Below are 18,847 nucleotides of genomic sequence, written 5' to 3' on the forward strand. Positions count from 1 at the left end.
TTCAAGCGTCTTCCAGCACCACGGGGCGCAGCACGCACAGCCGAAAGCGCCCGCGCCCCGTTTTTTCGATGTGGATGTGTGGGCAGTTCTCTTGCAGGCGGCGCTGCAGCAACAGCAGGCGGGCCTCCAGGTTGTCGGCCACATCGGGCAGGCGCAGGGCGGGGTCCAGCCGCAGTTCGCGGTTGGTGAAGTCCACGCGCCCGGTGTGCTGGTGGTCGCGCAGCAGCTTCCACACGATGGCACCCGCCACGCCCTTGATCAGGTAGTCGTCGTTGATGAACACGCTGTCGTTGGCCGCAAAGTGGCGCACCCGCAGCGCGCTGCCGCTCACCGGCGGGGCCGCTGTCGGAGTAGGCAGCGGCTCGGGCGCATCGGGCGCGGCCTGCAGCAGATCGATGGCGGCGGCCAGCTGGCCCGCAATGGCCACCAGCAGGTCTTCATCCTCGAAGCCAAAGCGCATGTCCTCGGGGCTCTCGGCGAACAGCACACCCAGCAGGCGCCCGGCCGACAGCAGCGGAACCGCCACCTGGCTGTGCGGCTCGGGCAGGCCGGGGTAGGGGATGTCCAGGCCGCGCAACGAGGGTGCATCGGGTGTGGCATGCGCGTCCATGCTTTCGCGGATGGCATGGCTGTACAGGGCGGCGTGCGTCATGTGGCTGATGCGCACCGGCGTGCGCTCGCGCGCAGCCATGCCGATCACTCCCTGGCCCAGCCGGATTTCGGAACCCACGCCCGATGTGGCATAGCCGCAGCTGGCCACCGTGTAGAGCTGCTGGGCGCTGGCGTCCAGCATCAGCACCATGGCGTGCTGGATGCCCAGCTTGTCCTGCAGGCCCTGCAGCGCGCCTTGCAGCAACTCGTCCAGCCCCGAGCAGCGCGCGATGCTCTCGCTGCACAGACGCAGCGTGTGCAGCAAACCGGAACGCGGCGCCGGTGCCGGCAGGCCTTCGCCCGCCACCGATTCGATGCGCTCCACAGCGTAGATGTCGGCCCCTTTGAGTTCAAACACCTCGGCCATGCCCGCATGCGACGCAATGCCCGCCAGCTGCGCGCGCATGCTCTCGAACACCGGGCCACTGTCCTCGGTGCGTTCGTACAGCAGGTGCAGGCGGTAGAAGTGGGCGGTGACTGGGTCCAGCACCAACACCGACGCGCGCGGGTTGCGCAGGATGTTCTGGCGGGTCTTGTTGAAGAACTGGAACGACAGTGCCACATGCGCCGCATCCACATAGACCACCTGCGAGATGTAGGCCACGTTGGGTGTGCCGTCAGGGTCGCAGGTCGCCATGATGGCGGGAATCGCCCCTTCCAGGCAGGGGCGGATGCTGTGCAGGGACGGCGCTGCGGTGCTCATGGCTGCGGTACGGGTGGTGTGGGTGGTGCGGGCGGCGCACACAGCTCCGCGCCTGCGCGTGGGCCTGGGGTCTGGTCGAACGCGCTGGTGGGGGTGAATGTCACTGCCACCACATCCTGCAGCGGTGCAGCCAGCATGGCGCCCACATACTGCGGCCCATAACCCACCCGGCCCACCTCCTGCACCATGGACTGGAGGTAGGCCTGCAACACCGGCAGGTCGCCATCAGTGGCCGGACGCTGCGTGGCCCGGCGGGCTTTGAGCTGCAGCGTCTGGTGGGTGGACGGCACGCTGAACACCACGGCAATCTCTCCGGTGTGCGCAATGTCCTGCAGCAACTGTTCGGACTGGCTGCGCCGCAGGTACACCGTGACCTCCCGCCCATCGCTGCTGATGCGACTGCCCACGGCCCGCATGATGCTCGGCCGCAGGGCCGCATCGCGTGACGCCACGATGGCCGACACGCCCTTGGCCACCATGGCGATATGGCTGGGGCCGAGCAGCACGGTCATGCCTTGAAGCGCTTGCGGGTCAGGGCCAGGGCCACCCAGAAGGCCACCACCGTGGTCACCACCAGCACCAGGCCATGGCGCAGGGGGTGAGCGGGCCACTGGTCCATGAACAACGGGCGCACCAGCTCGACCGCGTTGGTCAGCGGCAGCCAGTCGGAGATGGCGCGCACGATAGGCGGCAGCTGCTCGCGTGGGAAGAACACGCCCGAGAGAAACATCATGGGCGTGAGCACCAGCGTGAAGTAGTAGGTAAAAAAGTCATACCCCTTGGCCAGCGCATTGAAGATGAGCGCGATGCTGGAAAACATGATGCCCACGAACAGCAGCACCGGCCAGGCCACCAGCAGCTTAGGGCTGTGGCTGATCCCCAGGGCCAGCATCACACCCAGGATGGCCGTCACGGTGAAAAGCGCCTTGAACGCTGCCCACAGCATCTCGGCCAGCACCACGTCGTCCAGGCTCACGGGCGCGTTCATGATGCCGTCCCAGGTCTTTTGCACATGCATGCGCGAGAAGGCCGAGTACAGCGCTTCAAAGCTGGCCGCGTTCATGGCGCTCATGCAGATGGAGCCGCTGGCCAGGAACAGGATGTAGGGCACCTTGGTGTCGCCCGCTGCGCCACCCACACTCACTTGCCCCACCAGGGCCCCCATGCCGTAGCCAAAGGCCACCAGCCACATCAGCGGCTCGGCAATGTTGCCCACCAGGCTGGGGATGGCCAGCTTGCGCCAGACCAGCAGGTTGCGCAGGAACACGGGCCACCAGCGTACGGACAGGCTGGGCGGGCGCCACACCGACGGCGGAGGCGGGGCCACAGAGGCCACGGAGGACGGGGTAACGGTTTGCATCCGCTTATTGTGCGATGTTGGAGAGCGGACGCACAGCCCCTGGCGCGCCTGCGGGGAGCTTCCGGCCGGCTGGGCACGTCCATTGCTTGGGTGCTGCCATGCCCACCCATGTCCTGAACCTGCCCGCCGGTGCCAGTGCCCTCTGGCAGAACCGCCTGGGGCTGCTGCTGGAGTCCACGGGCGAGGGGGTGTTTGGCATTGATCTGGCGGGCAACTGCGTGTTCATCAACCGGGCGGGCGCGCAGATGCTGGGCTTTGCGGCCGATGAGGTGATGGGGCGCAACATGCACGCGCTCACCCACCACAGCCACCCCGACGGCAGCCCGTATGCGGACGGCGACTGCCCCATCTTCAATGCGTTCCGCCAGGGCCTGCCCTGCCGTGTGGACACCGAGGTGTTCTGGCGCCGCGATGGCTCGGCGTTTGCCGTGGAGTATTCGAGCCACCCGATTCTGGAAGGTGACCAGGTGCAGGGTGCCGTGATCGCCTTTGTCGACATCACCAGCCGCAAACGCGCCGCCGACGAGCTGCAGCGCGCGCACGATGAGCTGGCCCGCGCCAACGATGAGTTAGAGCGCCGAGTGGCAGCGCGCACACAAGAGCTGTCGCAGGCGCTGGCGCAGCTGCGCGAGCTGTCGGCCTACTCGGAGCAGGTGCGCGAAGACGAACGCACCCGCATCGCCCGCGAAGTGCACGACGAGCTGGGCAGCCTGCTGGTGGCGCTGAAGATGGATGTCAACTGGCTGCACAAGCGCCTGGGCGAGCAAGGCGAGCGCACGCCCGAGGCCGCGGGCGACATGCGCACCCAGATGCGCTGCAAGTGCCAGAACATGAGCCGCCTGATCGAAAACGCCGTGGACAACGTGGGCCGCATCATCACCGACCTGCGCCCCAGCATCCTGGACCACCAGGGGCTATGGGCGGCGCTGGAGTGGCAGGCACAGGAGTTCGTGCAGTCGGCCGAACTGGAGCTGGCGTGGCAGATGGAGGTGCCTGCCACCTTGCACTTGCCCGAGCCTGCAGCCATCGCTGTGTTCCGCATCTTCCAGGAGATGCTGAGCAATGTGGGCCGCCACGCGCAGGCCAGCGCCATCGACATTGCCATCGACGTGCAGGACGAGATGCTGCAACTGCGCGTGCGCGACAACGGCGTGGGCGCCACCCGCCAGGCCCTTGAGGCGCCCACCGCCTATGGCGTGATGGGCATGCGCGAGCGGGCACGGCAGCTTGGGGGCCGGTTGAGCATCACCAGCGAGCCGGGGCAGGGCTCGTGCCTGCAATTGCTGATTCCTCTGGAGCTGTCATGAATTCCGTGGTTCGAGTGTTGATCGGTGATGACCACCGCATCGTGCGGGAGGGGCTCAAGCAGGTGCTGGGCGACCCGGCCAATGGCGTGCCCGAGATCACTGTGGTCGCCGAGGCCACCCAGGGCAACGAGGTGCTGGAGCTGGTCGCCGCCCTGCAAGGGCCCACGGGAACACCGGGGCTGGACCTGGTGCTGCTGGACATCGCCATGCCGGGCATGGACGGCCTCGAAGTGCTGCAGGCGCTGCGCAAGGCCTGGCCTGCGTTGCCGGTGCTGATGCTCAGCACCTACCCCGAGCGGCAATACGCGGTGCGCTGCATCCAGATGGGCGCGGCGGGCTACCTGCACAAAAGCGCCGACCCCGACGACATGGTGGCCGCCGTGCGCAAGGTGGCGGCAGGCGGGCGCTACTTGACCGAGGCCACGGCGCAAGCCCTGGCGGGCGCCGTGGAGCGCACCGGGGTGGTGCGCGCCGCCCAGCAGGGCGCGCCCGCTGGAGTAGACGCGCTCTCCTATCGAGAGCACCAGGTGTTCCGTCTGCTCACGGCCGGGCAGAGCGTGAGCGAAATTGGTGCGCAGCTCAAGCTCGCGCCCAACACGGTGAGCACCTACCGCGCCCGCATCCTCGAAAAGACCGGCGCGCGCAACGATGTGGAGCTTGCGCTGCTGGCGCGTGGCGCACCGGCAGAGTGAATTCGGTGCGTTGCACGACCGATTTGTAGTGCTGGCCCTACACGCTGTAGACACCACACCCACGAATTCATGACAGCGGGTCGACACCGGCAAAAACTGGCCCGCGCTTTGCGTAACGCCTGGCACCAACTTCTTCGAGGTGTGCCATGTCCGAATTCTTCTCGCCCTACGATGCCGACCGCCCGTTGATGCTGAAATGCAGCTGTGGCCGCGACCACACGGTGGCCGACCACCATGCCGAGGTCTCGGCCGATGCCGCCGCAGCCACCCTTCGCCAGCGCAGCGAGACCCGCGAGTTCGAGCTCTACAACAACGAGTTCATCGAGGCCACGCTGGTCAAGGCGCTGTTTCCGCAAGACGCAGTGCGCCGCCGCTTCATCAAGGCCGTGGGCAAGGGCACAGCCATGGCGGCCATCGCCAGCGTGTTGCCGGTGGCTAGCCTGCAGGCCATGGCGCAAGAGAAGCAGGGCGCACTGGAGAAGACCAATCTCAAGATCGGCTTCATTCCGATCACCTGCGCTACGCCGCTGATCATGGCCCACCCGCTGGGCTTCTACAGCAAGCAGGGCCTGAATGTCGAAGTCACCAAGACGGCAGGTTGGGCGCTGATCCGCGACAAGATGATCAACAAGGAGTACGACGCCACGCACTTCCTGAGCCCGATGCCGCTGGCGATTTCCATGGGCCTGGGCTCCAACGCCACCCCCATGAATGTGGCCACCATCCAGAACGTGAACGGCCAGGCCATCACGCTCAGCCTCAAGCACAAGGACAACCGCGACCCGAAGAACTGGAAGGGCTTCAAGTTTGCGATCCCCTTCGAGTACAGCATGCACAACTTCCTGCTGCGCTACTACTTGGCCGAGGGGGGCCTGAACCCCGACACCGATGTGCAGCTGCGCGTGGTGCCACCGGCCGAGATGGTGGCCAACCTGCGCGCGGGCAATATCGACGGCTTCCTGGGCCCCGATCCGTTCAACCAGCGCGCCGTGTTCGAGGAGGTCGGCTTCATCCACCTGCTCACCAAGGACCTGTGGAACGGCCACCCCTGCTGCGCCTTCGGCACCAGCACCGAGTTCATCCAGAAGAACCCCAACACCTTTGCCGCGCTGTATCGCGCGGTGCTCACCTCGGCCGCCATGGCGCGCGACCCCAAGAACCGCGAGCTGATCGCCAAGGTGATTGCGCCCCAGGCCTACCTGAACCAGCCCGAGGCCGTGATCAATCAGGTGCTCACCGGCAAGTTCGCCGATGGGCTGGGCAAGATCCAGAACGTGCCCGACCGCGCCGACTTCGACCCCATGCCCTGGCAAAGCATGGCCGTGTGGATGCTCACGCAGATGCAGCGCTGGGGCTACATCAAGGGCGATGTGGACTACAAGCAGATTGCCGAAAAGGTGTTCCTCATCACCGACGCGAAAAAGCAGATGAAGGCGCTGGAACAGAAGGTGCCCGACGGCGCGTACCCCAAGTTCAAGATCATGGGTCGCGAGTTCGATGCGGCGAAGGCGGCCGAGTACGCCAAGAGCTTCCCCATCCGCAAGGCGGCATGACATGACTGCCGCCAAGAACCTCAACCTGCGCGCGGGCCTGCTGTCCGTGCTCATCTTTCTCACGCTGCTGGGCATCTGGTACGTGGCCACGTCGTCCTCGGGCGCTGGCGGCGGCACGGCGGGCATGACGGCCGAGCAGATCGAGTACGCCAAGATGATGGGCAAGGACCCGGGCGCATCCAAGAGCGGTGGCTTTCCCACGCTGGGTGCGATGGGCAGCACCGTGTGGGGCCATCTGTCCAACCCGTTCTACGACAACGGACCCAACGACAAGGGCATCGCCATCCAGCTGGCGCACTCGCTGGGCCGCGTGGCTCTGGGCTTTGGCCTGGCCTGTCTGGTGGCGATCCCGCTCGGTTTCATCATCGGCATGTCGCCGCTGCTGCGCCGCGCGTTCGACCCCTTCATCCAGGTGCTCAAGCCCATCAGCCCGCTGGCGTGGATGCCGCTCGCGCTCTACACCATCAAGGACTCATCCATCTCGGGCATCTTCGTGATCTTCATCTGCTCGGTGTGGCCCATGCTGGTGAACACGGCGTTTGGCGTGGCATCGGTCAAGCGCGAGTGGCTCAACGTGTCGGCCACGCTGCAGGTCAACCCGCTGCGCAAGGCCTTCCTGGTGATCTTGCCCGCCGCAGCGCCCACCATCCTCACGGGCATGCGCATCAGCATGGGCATCGCCTGGCTGGTGATCGTGGCGGCCGAGATGCTGGTGGGCGGCACGGGGATTGGCTACTTCGTTTGGAACGAGTGGAACAACCTGTCGCTCACCAACGTGATCTTTGCCATCCTGGTGATTGGCGTGGTGGGCATGTTGCTCGACCTGGCCTTCGGCCAGCTGCAGAAGGTGGTGACCTATGTGGAGTGATGTTGCCCAGCGCCCGGCTGTTCCAGCCCCTCTTGCCACTGACGCCACCGACGCCCCGCAACGAAAGGCCTCTGCCGTGACCCAAGGCTTCCTCCAGATCGACCGGCTGAGCAAAGCCTTTGTGCCCGCCAAGCCCGTGTTTGCTGATGTGTCGTTCACGCTCGACAAGGGCGAGTTCGTCTGCATCATCGGCCACTCGGGCTGTGGCAAGACCACCATCCTGAACGTGCTGGCGGGGCTCGATACTGCCACCTCGGGCACCGTCATCATGGACGGACGCGAAGTGGCCGGGCCCAGCCTGGACCGGGGCGTGGTGTTTCAGAGCCATGCGCTTATGCCCTGGCTCACGGTGCGCCAGAACATCGCGTTTGCCGTGAAGTCGCGCTGGCCCGACTGGAAGAAGGCCCAGGTGGATGCGCATGTGGAGAAGTTCGTGGCGCTGGTGGGCCTGAGCCCTGCCATCGACAAGAAGCCATCGCAGCTGTCGGGCGGCATGAAGCAGCGCGTGGGCATTGCGCGCGCGTTCTCCATCCAGCCCAAGATGCTGCTGTTGGATGAGCCCTTTGGCGCACTCGATGCGCTCACGCGCGGCACCATCCAGGACGAGCTGATGACCATCGTGCGCCAGACGCAGCAGACGGTCTTCATGATCACGCACGATGTGGACGAAGCCATTTTGCTGGCTGACCGCATCCTGCTGATGAGCAACGGCAACGAGACGCCCGAGGGCTATCGCCCCGGTGGCATCGCCGAGGTGGTGGTGAACCCGCTGCCGCGCGAACGCACGCGCACCAGCCTGCACCACCTGGACGGCTACTACGCGCTGCGCAACCACATCGTGGACTTCCTGGTCACCCGAGCCAAAGCCCACTGATTTATTGAATAACCAAGCCCTGACTTGTCACCCCTTGTGGGTGGCAGGGACGGCTGCACCCTGAAGTTTCTGTTCCCCGTTCCAAAACCCATCCAACCGAAGGAGCCATCACCATGAACCGCAACGACGTTACCGAAAAGATCATCAGCACCAAGGTCGCCAAGGGCCTGCAATGGGAGGCCATTGCCAAGAAGGTCGGCCAGTCCAAGGAATGGACCACCGCCCTGTGCCTGGGGCAGATGACCGCCACGCCCGAGCAGGCCAAGATCGTGGGCAAGATTTTTGGCCTCACGGCCGAGGAGCAGAAGTGGCTGCAAGTGGTGCCTTACAAGGGCTCGCTGCCCACGCCCGTGCCCACGGACCCGCTGATCTACCGCTGGTACGAGGTGGTGAGCGTGTACGGCACCACCATCAAGGAACTGATCCACGAAGAGTTTGGCGACGGCATCATGAGCGCCATCGACTTCAGCATGGACATACAGCGCGAGGCCAACCCCAATGGCGACCGTGTCAACGTAGTGTTGTCCGGCAAGTTCCTGCCCTACAAGCAGTACTGAAATTGGGCCCAGGCTGTGTTCGTCACAGCACTTTGACGGCGCGGCCGATGAACTGGATGGGCCCCGTGGGTTTGCCAATCGGCGAGCCCGTCGGCGGCTCCAGCGTCAGCTCGAACAACTGGTTGGGCTGCAGCGGCGGCAGCTTGTCCAGCGGGATCTGCAGCGGCTGACCGGGCTGCACCAGGCCCAGCGACACGGGGCCGCTCCAGCCGTCGGCCTTGGTCCAGAACTCCAGGGCCTTGTCGGCCGGTACTTCGGCCACACCCAGCGGAATCAGGCTGATCTGCCGGGGCGAGCTGGCTTGCACCACCCAGCCCGGGGCCTTGTCCTGCGGCGCGACCAGCACCACCATGAACTGTGGCGGCGCGGCCACTGGGGCGGTGCGTGTGACGAGCACTGCCGCGAGTACCGCTGCCATGGCAAAGCCCGAGCCGGCGAGGGCACGCCACAGGCCCAGGTGGTCCCACCAGCGCACGGATGGCTTGCGCTCGGTTTTTGCGCGGGGTTGGGTGGTAACGGACGTCGCAGCCGGCTGTGCGCTGGTGGCCTGCAGCGACTGGTCGATGCGCGCCCACAAGGCAGCGGGCGGCGCGATGGGCTCCGCCAGCTGGGTCAGCGGCAGCAGGCGGGCTTCCCATTCGGCCACCGCCTGTTGCAATGCCTTGTCACCTGGCAGGCGTTGCTGCACGCCCTGGCGTTCGGCGGCGGGCATGGTGCCCAGCACGTACTCACCAGCCAGCACGCTCAGGTCTTCCGGCAAGGGCGTAGGCGGTGTGTTGCGCTGGTCGGTCATGCCATGCACTCCCGCAGCGATACCAGGCTGCGCCGAATCCACGCCTTGACGGTGCCCAGCGGCGCGCCGAGGCGCTCCGCAATTTCGCCGTGCGAGCAGCCGTCCACGTAGGCGTGTAACACGCAGTTGCGGCGCGCGGGGTCCAGGGCCTCCAGGCAATGCTGCAGGCGGCCCAGGCTGGCGTTCAGCGCAAAGGTTTCCTCGACCTCGTGGTGGGCCTGCACAGACATGTCGGCCTCCAGGGCTTGGGTGGTGGTGTCGTCCACATCAACGTGGCGGCCCGCGTCGCGCACGGCGTTCAGGGCCAGGTTGCGCACCACGCTGTAGATCCAGCCGCGTGCGCTGCCACGGGACGTGTCGTAGCTGGCGGCGCGGGTCCAGATGTTCACGCAGGCATCGTGCACGATGTCCTCGGCCAGCGCGCGCTGGCGCACGATGCGCAGCGCCACGCCCAATAGCCGCGCGCCCTCCTGTTGGTACAGGCGGTGCATGGCCTGCCGGTCGCCGGCCGCGCAGGCGGCCAGAGCGGCTTCGTAGTCAAAATCGCCAGGGGTGTCGGGCACGGTGTGCGGGCAGCGGGGCAGTGGCTAAAGGGTGGGCGCATCGTAGCCGCAAACCCGTCACCGCCCCGGTGGTAGCCCCCGCTGCGCAGGGGATTGCGTGCGCGTGGTTTACGCGGCCTTCCAGAAGATGTAGTCGGCCTGGTACTTCACGATCTGGCGCTCGCCCTTGTTGGCGGTGGTGCAGGCGGCAGCCGGTGCCACGCCGCCCTTCAAGGCCACACGCTGGATGAAGGTCACGCCGGTCATGGCGCCGGAGCCCATGGCGGGGTTGGCCTTGACGAGCTGGTAGGGCAGGTTGCCAGCGCCCGATGGCGCCACGGCCAGCTGGGTGGCTGTCAGCTTGGAACCGTCGTTCGACTCCCAGGTAGCGGGCGGGCCGTAGTAGGTGCCGACCTGCTTGCCGCTGCGGTCATTCAGCACGGCCTTGGGGCCCACAAACACCCATTCGGTCTGGCCCGGCATGTTGGCCTTGTCGCGGCATTCGTAGGTAATCTCGCCCACCCCCACGGTTTCCATCGCCACCTTGTTGCCTGCCGGAACCTTGATGCTGTCGGGCAGGCTGTCCTGCGAGTACATGGATTTGGAAGGCGACGACATCATCGAGCCGCAGGCGCTCAGCAGCACGGCGGCGGCAACGGCACCCGCCAGGGGCAGCAGGCGGGAGATGGGAGACGTGTGGATGGTCATGGCGTTTCTCTCTGGTCTATGGGTTGATAGGACAGCAGCAACAAGTTGCGCTGCTGGAGGTACTACCCACGAAAACGCCGTTTGGATGCAGGAGATGCAAAAAAATATGTCTGATGCCTGCCCCGGGCAGGGCCGCCGCCTGGGCGGAGGCTGCCTCAATGCAGGGTCAACGGCCGGCTGGTGGTCTTGACGCGCACCACCGCCGCCCGGTGCTCATAGGGTGCCGCCGGCTGGCCCAGGATGGCGGCCGCCAGCGTGCGCGCCTGCCGGGCAATCGGTTCGATATAGCGGCTGCACTGCCCGTTGATGCTGATGCAATCGCCCAATGCATGGATGCGAGGTACGCTGGTTTGCAGCGTGTCTGCGTCCACCGCGATGCCCTGGGCCCAATCAAGCCCTGCACTCTGCGCCAGGCGGTGGGGGGGCAGCAGGCCTGCAGCCACCACCACTTCGTCCGCCGCAAAACGCCGCCCGCTGGTGGTGGAGACGCGGTAGCGCGAGCCCACGCGTTCCACCTGCTCCACCTGCAGACCGCCTTCAAAGCGGATGGACAGGTCTTTCCAGGCGTCCAGCAGCTGCGGGCCCGCCTGCTGGTCGTGCCAGCGCGCCAGTGGTTCGGTGGCCGTGTCCAGCAGCGTGATGTGGTGGCCGCCCAGTGCCAGGTCGTTGGCCAGCTCACTGCCGACCAGGCCCGCGCCGATGATGAGCACGTCCTTGGACTGGTCGCCCAGGTGCTGGCGCAGGCGCTGGTAGGCGTCCAGGTGGTTGATGCGCCAGCACAGGCTGGCGGGCAAGCCCGGCGGCAAGTTGGCCTGTGCACCATGGGCCAGCACCAGATGGCCGTAGCGCAGCACGCCCCGCGTGGTGCGCAGCTGGCGGGTGTCGGCGCAGATGCGCACGGCATGGGTGTGGGCCAGCAGGGTGACGCCCAGGCGCAACGCTGCATCGCAGCCGGTTTCGGACACCAGCGCCAGCGGGTCCAGCTGGCGCGCCATGGCCACCGACAGCAAAGGCTTGTCGTACCGGTCGCCTGCGCAGGCCGTCACCAGGGTGATGGGCAATGTGGCACTGTGCAGGCGCAGGGTTTCGGCCAGTTGCCAGCCTGCACGGCCCGCGCCGACGATGACCACACCCGGCTCGTCACGCGGGCGGATGTAGGACGGGGGTGCTGCGCTGGCTTGCGCCCGCAATGCTTCCAGCGTGGGGGCTTCGTACGGCGAAAAATCGGCCTTGGTCACTCCGCACAGCGGGCAGGCCCAGTCGTCCGGAATGTCCGCCAGCCGGGTGCCCGGCGGCAGGCCGCCATCGGGGTCGCCGTCGGCCTCGTGGTAAACGTAGCCGCAGGCGTTGCAGATGTAGCTTTGCCAGGGCGCTTGTGTTGCCGCTTCGGCCAACGCGTTGTGTACGGCCTGCGAGGCGGCGCTCAATGCGAAGGCGGAGTCTGCCGACGGCGTGGTGGTGGTTGTGGCAGGCGTCATGCAGGCATCTCCTCGGCACTGAGCCGGGCAATCTCTTTGCGCAGGTGCTTGATGGCGGGCGTGACGATGGCCACAAAGTGCGACTCGCGCACGCGCCGCTGCACGTCCGAGCTCATGAGGTAGCCGCGTGCACCCTGGTGCATCAGGGCGGACTGGGCGGCGCGCAGGCACAGCTCCGCGCCGTGGGCGCGGGCGTCCAGCACATCGATGAAGAAGTCGGTGCTTGTGTCGAACGGCGTCTGGGCCAGTTGCATGACGCGTGCGGTCAGTGCATCCAGCTCGGCCTGCAGGGCATCGGGCCGGTCTTCCAGGAACTGGTTGACGTGGCCCAGTTGCGCCTCCACCGCCCACATCGAGTCGATGGCGCCCTGGGTGATGCCCACCGCCATGCCACATTGCAGCATCACGAACGCAGCGCGGATGCGGGCAATAAAGGGGCGGGTGGGGTCGGCCATGATGTCGGCCGTGCCGATGAAGTGGTCCTTCAGCCGCAGTGCGTAGGTGCCCGTGCCCTCCATGGCCGAGAAGCTGGGGCATTCGCGCATCTCCACGCCAGGGGCATCGCAGCGCAGCAGGAACATCACCTCGCGCTGGCTGGTGCCGCCATCCGCATCCACCACCGCCGCAATCGCGCCGCAGTAGTGGTCGGGCCCCAGGTTGCTCACCCAGGGCAGGGTGCCGTTGATGAGGTAGCCCCCCTCCACTGGCGTGGCCTTGAGCAGCAGGCTTTCGATCTGCGCGTAGCTCTTCATGGGGTTGGACAGCGCCGTGCCGCCCATGCCTGCGCCGCTGGCGTGGCGCTGCAACACATCGCCCATCAGCGCGGGGTTGCCCGACTGCTGCAGGTACAGCCCGCACACCGCCTGGCACCACATCATGAAGCCCGTGGCGCCGCACACGCGCGAGGCCTCGGCCATGGCGCGGGTGGCCAGGCCGTAGTCGGCCGGGCCGGCCGTGCTGTCCAGGTGCGCGCTCATCGCGCCCACGGCGGCCAGCTGCTGCAGCTCCGCGCTGGGGTAGTAGCCGGTGCGGTCAATTGCCTCCACCTGCGCGGCCAGCGGGCCCTGCGCGATCTGACGCACGGCGGCCAGCAGCGCATCGCCCCGCAGGGCGCCGTCCAGGTGGAGTTGGGGAGGGAGGTCGGCGGGGTTCATGGGGCTCCTTGGGTGCGCGGGGCGGGCTCGATGGTGGGGGGCTCTTTAGTCCGCCAGACTGATTTCGAAGGGAATGGGGTTGCGCATGCTGTTGGCCACGGGCGAGTAGAAGTTGGCGTGCTGCACGATCTCGTCTAGCACCTCGCGCGGCGCGTCGCCCTCCACCAGCACCTTCACGCGGATGGCCTGGAAGCCCATTTCGGGCGGCGTCTTTTGCAGCGCGCCGCCAGCGCCCCAGGCGGCGGGGTTGCCGATGTCGCCTTCCATGAACACCTCGATCTTGCTGAGCTTGACCTGCTTCCAGGTGGCCACCGCCGTGATCCCCACGGCCAGGCAGCCGCCCAGGCCTGACAGCACGATTTCGCCGGGCGCTGGCGCCGTGTCCTGGCCGAACAGGTGCAGCGGCTCGTCCACCACCACCGGCGCATGATTGCCCACATAGCTCAGCGAGCGGTACTGCCCTTCCATCACCGTGTGGACCTTGTTGGTGCCCCGGCTGGCGGGGTTGTTGCGGCCCTTGTCGGCAAAGGCCATCAGGCCGTCGCGGTCGATGGGGCGCAGGTGCGTGTGCACGGTGGTGACGGGAGCAGAGGGTTCCAGCAGATCGGTGGACATGGTGTTCCTTGAAGAAAGAGAAGGGAATGCAAGAAAGAAGGACAGGGTTCGCAGCGGGCCACACCCGCTGCAACAACGCACGGGACTCAGGCCGCCAGCGCCAGCGCAGGCTTTTTGGGGAACTTGACCAGCGGCAGACCGCTTTCGATCGGCAGCTTGTCGTCGCGCGACCATTCGTTCCACGAGCCGAAGTACATGCGCACATCGGCAAAGCCCGCCTGCTTGAGCGCCAGGAAGGTGTTGGACGCACGCGCGCCCTTGAAGCAATACAGGTACACCGTGTCCGCCGGGCTGATGCCCGCCGTGGCGCATTCGGCGCGCACTTCGTCGGGCGACTTGAAGACGGGGCCCTGGGGTGAGGGCTTCATGAAGCGGTACCACTCCAGCCACTTGGCGCCGGGCAGGCGGCCCTTGCGGGGCGCAAAGTCCTTGCCGTAGGGGCTGGAGCTGTCGCCAATCCATTCGTCCACATCGCGCACGTCCAGCAGCACGGTGTCGGTGCCCAGGGCCTCGATCACGTCTTCCTTGGTCAGCATCACGTCGGTGGTGGCCAGGTTGGTGGGGAAGATGGCAGGGGTAGGCACCACGGCCTCGGTGGAGACGGGCAGCTCTGCCGCCTTCCAGGCCGAGTAGCCGCCATTCAATACCTTGACCTTGGGGTAGCCCAGCCAGGTCAACAGGTAGTAGCCCCGGCACGACTGGCCGTAGCCGCTGTTGAGTGCATCCTCATAGAACACCGCCGTCTCCGCACCCGACAGGCCGATGGCGCCCAGGTGCGCGGCAAAGGTGTCTTTCAGCTCCTGCAGGCCTTGGGGCGTGGAGGTGGCGAGATACGTGAATGTCTCGCGCAGGTTCACCGCGCCGGGGATGTGCCCCAGGGCATAGGTGTCGGCGTCGCGGGTGTCGATCAGAACCACAGGTTCTGCGGCTTGCAGGGCCAACAACTGGGTGGGTGAGATGAGGACGGCGTCGGAGGCGGTAGCGGTCACGGTGCTCATGGAAAACCTTTCGGTGCGGTGGTGGGCGGGATGCCTGCCCTCCTTATCGCAACAGGTGTGCCAGAGCGGTTGTGGATGAGAAGATTTGAATGGAAATGGCTGGTTGCGCTGGTGGAATATGCGCTAGTAGCTATTGATTTGATAGTGAATAGGGTGTTGTCACATGTCGCTGGTCGGGGTGGATCACACGGCCCTGGACACTGTGTTGACAAATTGTCGACACAGTGTCCGTCGTCACTTCAGACCCGCCTTGCACAGCCGGTAGCTGAACTGCCGCAGCGTCAGCCCCAGGCTCTGCGCGGCGCGCGACTGGTTGCCGTGGTGCTCGGCCAGTGCTGTCTGCAGCACCAACACGCTGTGCGACTGGGCGGGTGCGTAGTCACGCACCAGCGGCGCCGGGGTGGCGGCCGGCTGTGCTGCTGCGCCGATGGTGGCAGGGGGCTGTGGTGCGGGCAGCGAAGGCCGGGGCGCGGACACAGCCGGCAGAAACCGGTCCAGCTCCGCCCGCGTCACCAGCGTGTCATTGGTCAGCAGCACCAGGCGTTCGATCACATTGCCCAGCTCGCGGATGTTGCCGGGCCAGGGGTGTTCTTCCAGCCGCGCCAGCGCGTCGGGCGACAGGTTTACATTGCGCTGGTGCGCTTGGTTGGCGCGGCTCACAAAGTGCAGCGCCAGCGCGCGGATGTCCTCGCGCCGCTCGGCCAGCGAGGGCAGGTGGATCGGGATCACGTGCAGGCGGTAATACAAGTCCTGCCGAAAGCGGCCGGCCTCCACATCGGCAGCCAGATCGCGGTGGGTAGCCGCTACCAGGCGCACGTTGACCTTGACCTCGCGCTGCCCGCCCAGTCGCACCAGCGTGCCCTCTTGCAGCGTGCGCAGCAGCTTGGACTGCAGGGCCAGCGGCAGCTCGCCAATCTCGTCCAGAAAGATGGTGCCGCTGTCGGCCTGCTCGAACCAGCCCGCGCGGGCTGTGCTGGCGCCGGTGAATGCGCCTTTCTCGTAGCCAAACAGTTCAGACTCGAACAGCGCATCCGGAATGGCCGAGCAGTTGACCTTGATGAAGGGCCGGTCGCGCCGCCCGCTGGCCAGGTGCACGGCGCGTGCGAACAGCTCCTTGCCCGTGCCCGACTGGCCCAGCAGCAGCACGGTGGCCTGGGTTTGCGACACGCGCTCCAGCTCGCTCAAGGCCTGCAGCAGTGGCGGCGAGCTGCCAATGAGCCCGTAGCGCGCGCTTTTGGTATTGAGCGCATTGGCTAGGACGGTGTTGCGCGCCTCCAGCTGCCGCGTCTGCTCGGCCACCAGGGCTTCGAGCTGCAGCAGCTGCCCGACCAGCGTGGCCAGCACGCGCAGCACCGCCAGGTCGTCGTTCAGGTGGCGCTGGCGGCTGCGGATGCGGTGGCAGGCCAGCACGCCGATGGGCGCGTTGTTGACCTCGATGGGCAGGGCGATGAAGGCCACCGTCTCGGGCGGCAGCTGGCTGCGCTCCACCGCGCGTGCCAGAAACAGCGGTTCGGCATCAATGTCCTGCACGATGGCAGGCTGCCCCGTGGCCAGCACGCGGCCCGTGATGCCCTCGCCCCAGGCGTAGCGCCCGCGCTGCACCTCGGCCTGGGTGAGTCCGTACGCATGCTGGATGGAGGCGGTGCGCGGCGCGCCGGCTGGGGAGGAGGGAGCGTCGTCCACCAGCACGATGCGCCCCCGGTTCAGGCCCAGCAGTTCGCTCATCAGGTGCAGCATTTCGCGCAGCACCAGGCCGGGCGCCAGGCTGCGGCCGATGAGGCGCATCACCTCGCGCATGAGCAGCAGCTCCTGCGCGTGCCAGTCGGTGGCGGGGCTGGGTGGGGAGTGCGGTGGCATGGGGGTATGCATGCCGGTGCGTCGCAAGTTTTGCGCCTGCTTCGCCCCGCCGGGCCGTCCTCTGCGTTTCCGAGCCTCGCTGGGGCAGCTCCCCGACTTCGTTGAGCGCTTGTGTCTGGCCCTGGGGCATCGCCAACGCACCTTGCAAAAATGGCGTGTGCGGGTGCTAGCGTTTGCTGCCGGTGGGTACGGGTGGCAGCGCCTTGAGGTACAGGTACAGGGCGTCGGCGTCGGTCTGGCTCATGGACTTGAGCGAGCCGAAAGGCATGACGGTGCTGACCGCTGAGCCGTCGGGGCGTGTGCCCGTGGTGAGCATCTGGCGGAATTGTTGTGCGCTGAGGTAGCGGTGCATGGCGCCCTCCGGGGCCGACGTGAGGTTGGAGGCGGCCGGCCAGTCTGGGGGCGCTCCGGGAATCTTGCCTCCGGCCAGCTTTTCACCGTGGCAGCCCATGCACATATTGGCCACATAGGCGCCATGCGCCACATTGACGCCCTCGGCCACCGGCGTCTGTACAGGCAGCGTGTGGTCGATCTTCTCGTAGGCATCTTTCACGACCCCGGCGGCGTAGAGCAGCTTCACAAGCACCGGCAGCCGGACGATGCCGGGTTCGCCATCCACAGCGGGCAATTGCTGCACGTAGGCCGCGAGCGCTGCGAGGTCCTGGTTGGTGAAGCGGTTGTAGTCCTCGCTGGGCATGATGAGGGCCGGGCGACCGTCGCGCTTGATGCCATGGCGCACCACGCGGTCCCAGTCGGCGCTGCGGTAGCCCACCACCACGCTGTTTGCGCCAGGTGTCAGGTTGGGGCCGCGTACCAGCAGGCCGTTGGCATCGTCTATGAAGGTGCGCCCCGCACCGTTCGCCCCGTGGCAGTCCACACATCCACGGGAGGCAAACAGGTACCGGCCGCGCTCGATGCTGGCGGCATCCTGCACGATGGCGGGCGAGGCGACTTCGAGCGCGAGCGGGCGATTCATCTTGCGCTCGGCCACCATCTTTCCGCCAGCAATGAGGGCTGTGGCCACTGCGGCCAGTGCGGCTCCCGCCCAGAGGGTTCGTCGCAACCAGCGCTTCATGATGTTGCTCCCGTAGCCGTGCCGGCGGCCTGGCTCGGGTGCCTGCGGCGCCCTCGGAAGCGCGACTTGATCAGCTCGCGTGCCATTTTGAGCTTCAGGCGCAGCCGCGGCTGGTGGCCCCATGTGCTGGTCTCGTGGGTGTGCATGGTCTGCCAGCCCGTTGGGTCGATGGCTTGGGTCTGCGCTCCGATTTCAAACGCAAAACCGGAGGGTGTCTCTGCGTAAAACGAAAAGGTGCCGTCCGGCTCTGGATGCTGGCCGAGGTCCAGGTCGATGGGCAGCCCCAGCGACTCGGCCCGCTCGAACGCCCGCCCCACATCGCGCAGGCTGCGTGCCTGCAGCATGAAATGGTGAATGCGGAACGAGGACGGCAGGTCAAACAGCGCGAGCGAGTGGTGGCGCTGGTTGCAATGCATGAACGTGCCACGGATGTGGACCGGGCCCACTTGCGTCTGGAGTCGCTCTGTCACGCCGAACCCCAGCAGTCCGCCATAAAACGCTTCCATCGCGGCCAGGTCCTGCGCGACCAGGACGACATGCCCCAGTCCCAGCGCGCCGGTTTCAAAGCCATCGGGAAAGGCGGCGCTGGCAAAGGGCGTCGCCGCTTCGGCAAGGCCCACGCACAGCTCCACGCGACCCTGTTCGGGGTCGTTCACATGCCAGAGGTGCTGGACCTTGCGCTGGCTGCAAAGGGCGGCATCGCCTTGCTCGGCACGGTACCCGGCTGCTTGCAAGCGTTGCACCAGCTGGCGCAGTTCGTGTTCATCGGCGCATTCCAGGCCCACGGCCGCCAGGTCGTCACGGGGACCTGGGGTCACCACGAGGCGCTGGCTGGCGCCATCCACACGCCAGCCTGTGCTGCCGTCGGCATGGACGGTGGGCGCGGGAAGCCCGAGCATGTCTTTCATGAACCGCTCCCAGCGGGCGGGTTTGCGGGCTTCAAACACCAGATAGGCAAGGCGGAGGGAATTCAGCATGGCGGTATGCTCCTGAAATTGATTAAACAATTGAAAATTGAATTGACTGTTCAAAAATGAATTCTGAATCAATTTATAGTGCTCC

General features: G+C 66.5%; 19 protein-coding genes. 6 read left to right on the forward strand and 13 right to left on the reverse strand.

All coding sequences use genetic code 11. The features are described 5' to 3' along the window. Position 1: 1 nt before the first annotated feature. Genes C380_RS02820 through C380_RS02830 form a run of 3 tightly spaced genes read right to left on the reverse strand, consistent with a single transcriptional unit; the run spans position 2 to position 2,714 of the window. On the reverse strand, positions 2-1,354 hold the full coding sequence (locus tag C380_RS02820; RefSeq protein ID WP_043565971.1) for a GAF domain-containing protein: 1,353 nt from the start codon (positions 1,352-1,354) through the stop codon (positions 2-4). Then, positions 1,351-1,866, reverse strand: a complete 516-nt coding sequence (locus tag C380_RS02825) for a hypothetical protein (RefSeq protein WP_015012379.1) — start codon at positions 1,864-1,866, stop codon at positions 1,351-1,353. Before C380_RS02825 ends, C380_RS02820 begins: the two co-directional genes overlap by 4 nt. Then, positions 1,863-2,714: an ABC transporter permease gene (locus tag C380_RS02830; RefSeq protein WP_015012380.1), complete on the reverse strand. Its 852-nt coding sequence runs from the start codon at positions 2,712-2,714 to the stop codon at positions 1,863-1,865. The genes C380_RS02825 and C380_RS02830 overlap by 4 nt, the downstream gene beginning before the upstream one ends. Before the next feature lie 98 nt (positions 2,715-2,812). On the opposite strand from C380_RS02830, the gene C380_RS02835 reads away from it, so the two are divergent. The 6 genes from C380_RS02835 (at position 2,813) to cynS (ending at position 8,565) form a co-directional block, all read left to right on the forward strand. Next, positions 2,813-4,021, forward strand: a complete 1,209-nt coding sequence (locus C380_RS02835; RefSeq protein ID WP_015012381.1) for a PAS domain-containing sensor histidine kinase — start codon at positions 2,813-2,815, stop codon at positions 4,019-4,021. Further along, complete coding sequence (locus C380_RS02840; protein ID WP_015012382.1) at positions 4,018-4,713, forward strand: response regulator transcription factor; 696 nt, start codon at positions 4,018-4,020, stop codon at positions 4,711-4,713. The genes C380_RS02835 and C380_RS02840 overlap by 4 nt, the downstream gene beginning before the upstream one ends. 146 nt (positions 4,714-4,859) lie before the next feature. Beyond that, entirely contained in the window at positions 4,860-6,266 is a 1,407-nt protein-coding gene (locus C380_RS02845) for a CmpA/NrtA family ABC transporter substrate-binding protein (protein WP_015012383.1), read from the forward strand. 1 nt (position 6,267) lies between these two features. After that, on the forward strand, positions 6,268-7,134 hold the full coding sequence (gene ntrB / locus C380_RS02850; RefSeq protein ID WP_015012384.1) for a nitrate ABC transporter permease: 867 nt from the start codon (positions 6,268-6,270) through the stop codon (positions 7,132-7,134). Then, complete coding sequence (locus tag C380_RS02855) at positions 7,124-8,008, forward strand: ABC transporter ATP-binding protein (protein ID WP_015012385.1); 885 nt, start codon at positions 7,124-7,126, stop codon at positions 8,006-8,008. The genes ntrB and C380_RS02855 overlap by 11 nt, the downstream gene beginning before the upstream one ends. A gap of 113 nt (positions 8,009-8,121) precedes the next feature. Next, positions 8,122-8,565: a cyanase gene (cynS, locus tag C380_RS02860; RefSeq protein WP_008905293.1), complete on the forward strand. Its 444-nt coding sequence runs from the start codon at positions 8,122-8,124 to the stop codon at positions 8,563-8,565. Positions 8,566-8,587: 22 nt separating this feature from the next. On the opposite strand, the gene C380_RS02865 is transcribed toward cynS, so the two are convergent. The 10 genes from C380_RS02865 to C380_RS02910 all read right to left on the reverse strand — a co-directional run bounded on the left by C380_RS02865 (position 8,588) and on the right by C380_RS02910 (position 18,762). Further along, a complete protein-coding gene (locus tag C380_RS02865; protein ID WP_015012386.1) occupies positions 8,588-9,358 on the reverse strand; it encodes an anti-sigma factor domain-containing protein in 771 nt (256 codons plus the stop codon). After that, entirely contained in the window at positions 9,355-9,921 is a 567-nt protein-coding gene (locus C380_RS02870) for a sigma-70 family RNA polymerase sigma factor (protein WP_015012387.1), read from the reverse strand. Before C380_RS02870 ends, C380_RS02865 begins: the two co-directional genes overlap by 4 nt. A gap of 108 nt (positions 9,922-10,029) precedes the next feature. Then, positions 10,030-10,608 (reverse strand): DUF3455 domain-containing protein, encoded by a 579-nt coding sequence (locus C380_RS02875; RefSeq protein WP_015012388.1) that lies wholly within the window; start codon positions 10,606-10,608, stop codon positions 10,030-10,032. 155 nt (positions 10,609-10,763) lie between these two features. Beyond that, complete coding sequence (locus tag C380_RS02880; protein WP_015012389.1) at positions 10,764-12,086, reverse strand: FAD-dependent oxidoreductase; 1,323 nt, start codon at positions 12,084-12,086, stop codon at positions 10,764-10,766. Beyond that, a complete protein-coding gene (locus C380_RS02885) occupies positions 12,083-13,240 on the reverse strand; it encodes an acyl-CoA dehydrogenase family protein (RefSeq protein WP_015012390.1) in 1,158 nt (385 codons plus the stop codon). Before C380_RS02885 ends, C380_RS02880 begins: the two co-directional genes overlap by 4 nt. Before the next feature lie 45 nt (positions 13,241-13,285). Continuing rightward, complete coding sequence (locus tag C380_RS02890) at positions 13,286-13,855, reverse strand: OsmC family protein (protein ID WP_008905298.1); 570 nt, start codon at positions 13,853-13,855, stop codon at positions 13,286-13,288. An 86-nt stretch (positions 13,856-13,941) separates the two neighbouring features. Next, the gene (locus C380_RS02895) at positions 13,942-14,853 is read right to left on the reverse strand and encodes a sulfurtransferase (RefSeq protein ID WP_015012391.1); all 912 of its coding nucleotides are present in this window, start codon (positions 14,851-14,853) and stop codon (positions 13,942-13,944) included. 234 nt (positions 14,854-15,087) lie between these two features. Beyond that, a complete protein-coding gene (locus C380_RS02900) occupies positions 15,088-16,710 on the reverse strand; it encodes a sigma-54-dependent Fis family transcriptional regulator (protein WP_083871646.1) in 1,623 nt (540 codons plus the stop codon). A 166-nt stretch (positions 16,711-16,876) separates the two neighbouring features. Next, on the reverse strand, positions 16,877-17,785 hold the full coding sequence (locus C380_RS02905; RefSeq protein WP_015012393.1) for a cytochrome c: 909 nt from the start codon (positions 17,783-17,785) through the stop codon (positions 16,877-16,879). After that, positions 17,782-18,762 (reverse strand): VOC family protein, encoded by a 981-nt coding sequence (locus tag C380_RS02910; protein ID WP_015012394.1) that lies wholly within the window; start codon positions 18,760-18,762, stop codon positions 17,782-17,784. Before C380_RS02910 ends, C380_RS02905 begins: the two co-directional genes overlap by 4 nt. Positions 18,763-18,847: the final 85 nt, after the last annotated feature.

This window comes from Acidovorax sp. KKS102 (genome assembly GCF_000302535.1).
Classification (GTDB): Bacteria; Pseudomonadota; Gammaproteobacteria; order Burkholderiales; family Burkholderiaceae_C; genus Acidovorax.

Coding starts and splice junctions, on each gene's coding strand:
- C380_RS02820 (WP_043565971.1), bottom strand. CDS start 1,354: ATGAGCACCGCAGCGCCGTCCCTGCACAGCATCCGCCCCTGCCTGGAA.
- C380_RS02825 (WP_015012379.1), bottom strand. CDS start 1,866: ATGACCGTGCTGCTCGGCCCCAGCCATATCGCCATGGTGGCCAAGGGC.
- C380_RS02830 (WP_015012380.1), bottom strand. CDS start 2,714: ATGCAAACCGTTACCCCGTCCTCCGTGGCCTCTGTGGCCCCGCCTCCG.
- C380_RS02835 (WP_015012381.1), top strand. CDS start 2,813: ATGCCCACCCATGTCCTGAACCTGCCCGCCGGTGCCAGTGCCCTCTGG.
- C380_RS02840 (WP_015012382.1), top strand. CDS start 4,018: ATGAATTCCGTGGTTCGAGTGTTGATCGGTGATGACCACCGCATCGTG.
- C380_RS02845 (WP_015012383.1), top strand. CDS start 4,860: ATGTCCGAATTCTTCTCGCCCTACGATGCCGACCGCCCGTTGATGCTG.
- ntrB (WP_015012384.1), top strand. CDS start 6,268: ATGACTGCCGCCAAGAACCTCAACCTGCGCGCGGGCCTGCTGTCCGTG.
- C380_RS02855 (WP_015012385.1), top strand. CDS start 7,124: ATGTGGAGTGATGTTGCCCAGCGCCCGGCTGTTCCAGCCCCTCTTGCC.
- cynS (WP_008905293.1), top strand. CDS start 8,122: ATGAACCGCAACGACGTTACCGAAAAGATCATCAGCACCAAGGTCGCC.
- C380_RS02865 (WP_015012386.1), bottom strand. CDS start 9,358: ATGACCGACCAGCGCAACACACCGCCTACGCCCTTGCCGGAAGACCTG.
- C380_RS02875 (WP_015012388.1), bottom strand. CDS start 10,608: ATGACCATCCACACGTCTCCCATCTCCCGCCTGCTGCCCCTGGCGGGT.
- C380_RS02880 (WP_015012389.1), bottom strand. CDS start 12,086: ATGACGCCTGCCACAACCACCACCACGCCGTCGGCAGACTCCGCCTTC.
- C380_RS02885 (WP_015012390.1), bottom strand. CDS start 13,240: ATGAACCCCGCCGACCTCCCTCCCCAACTCCACCTGGACGGCGCCCTG.
- C380_RS02890 (WP_008905298.1), bottom strand. CDS start 13,855: ATGTCCACCGATCTGCTGGAACCCTCTGCTCCCGTCACCACCGTGCAC.
- C380_RS02895 (WP_015012391.1), bottom strand. CDS start 14,853: ATGAGCACCGTGACCGCTACCGCCTCCGACGCCGTCCTCATCTCACCC.
- C380_RS02900 (WP_083871646.1), bottom strand. CDS start 16,710: ATGCCACCGCACTCCCCACCCAGCCCCGCCACCGACTGGCACGCGCAG.
- C380_RS02905 (WP_015012393.1), bottom strand. CDS start 17,785: ATGAAGCGCTGGTTGCGACGAACCCTCTGGGCGGGAGCCGCACTGGCC.
- C380_RS02910 (WP_015012394.1), bottom strand. CDS start 18,762: ATGCTGAATTCCCTCCGCCTTGCCTATCTGGTGTTTGAAGCCCGCAAA.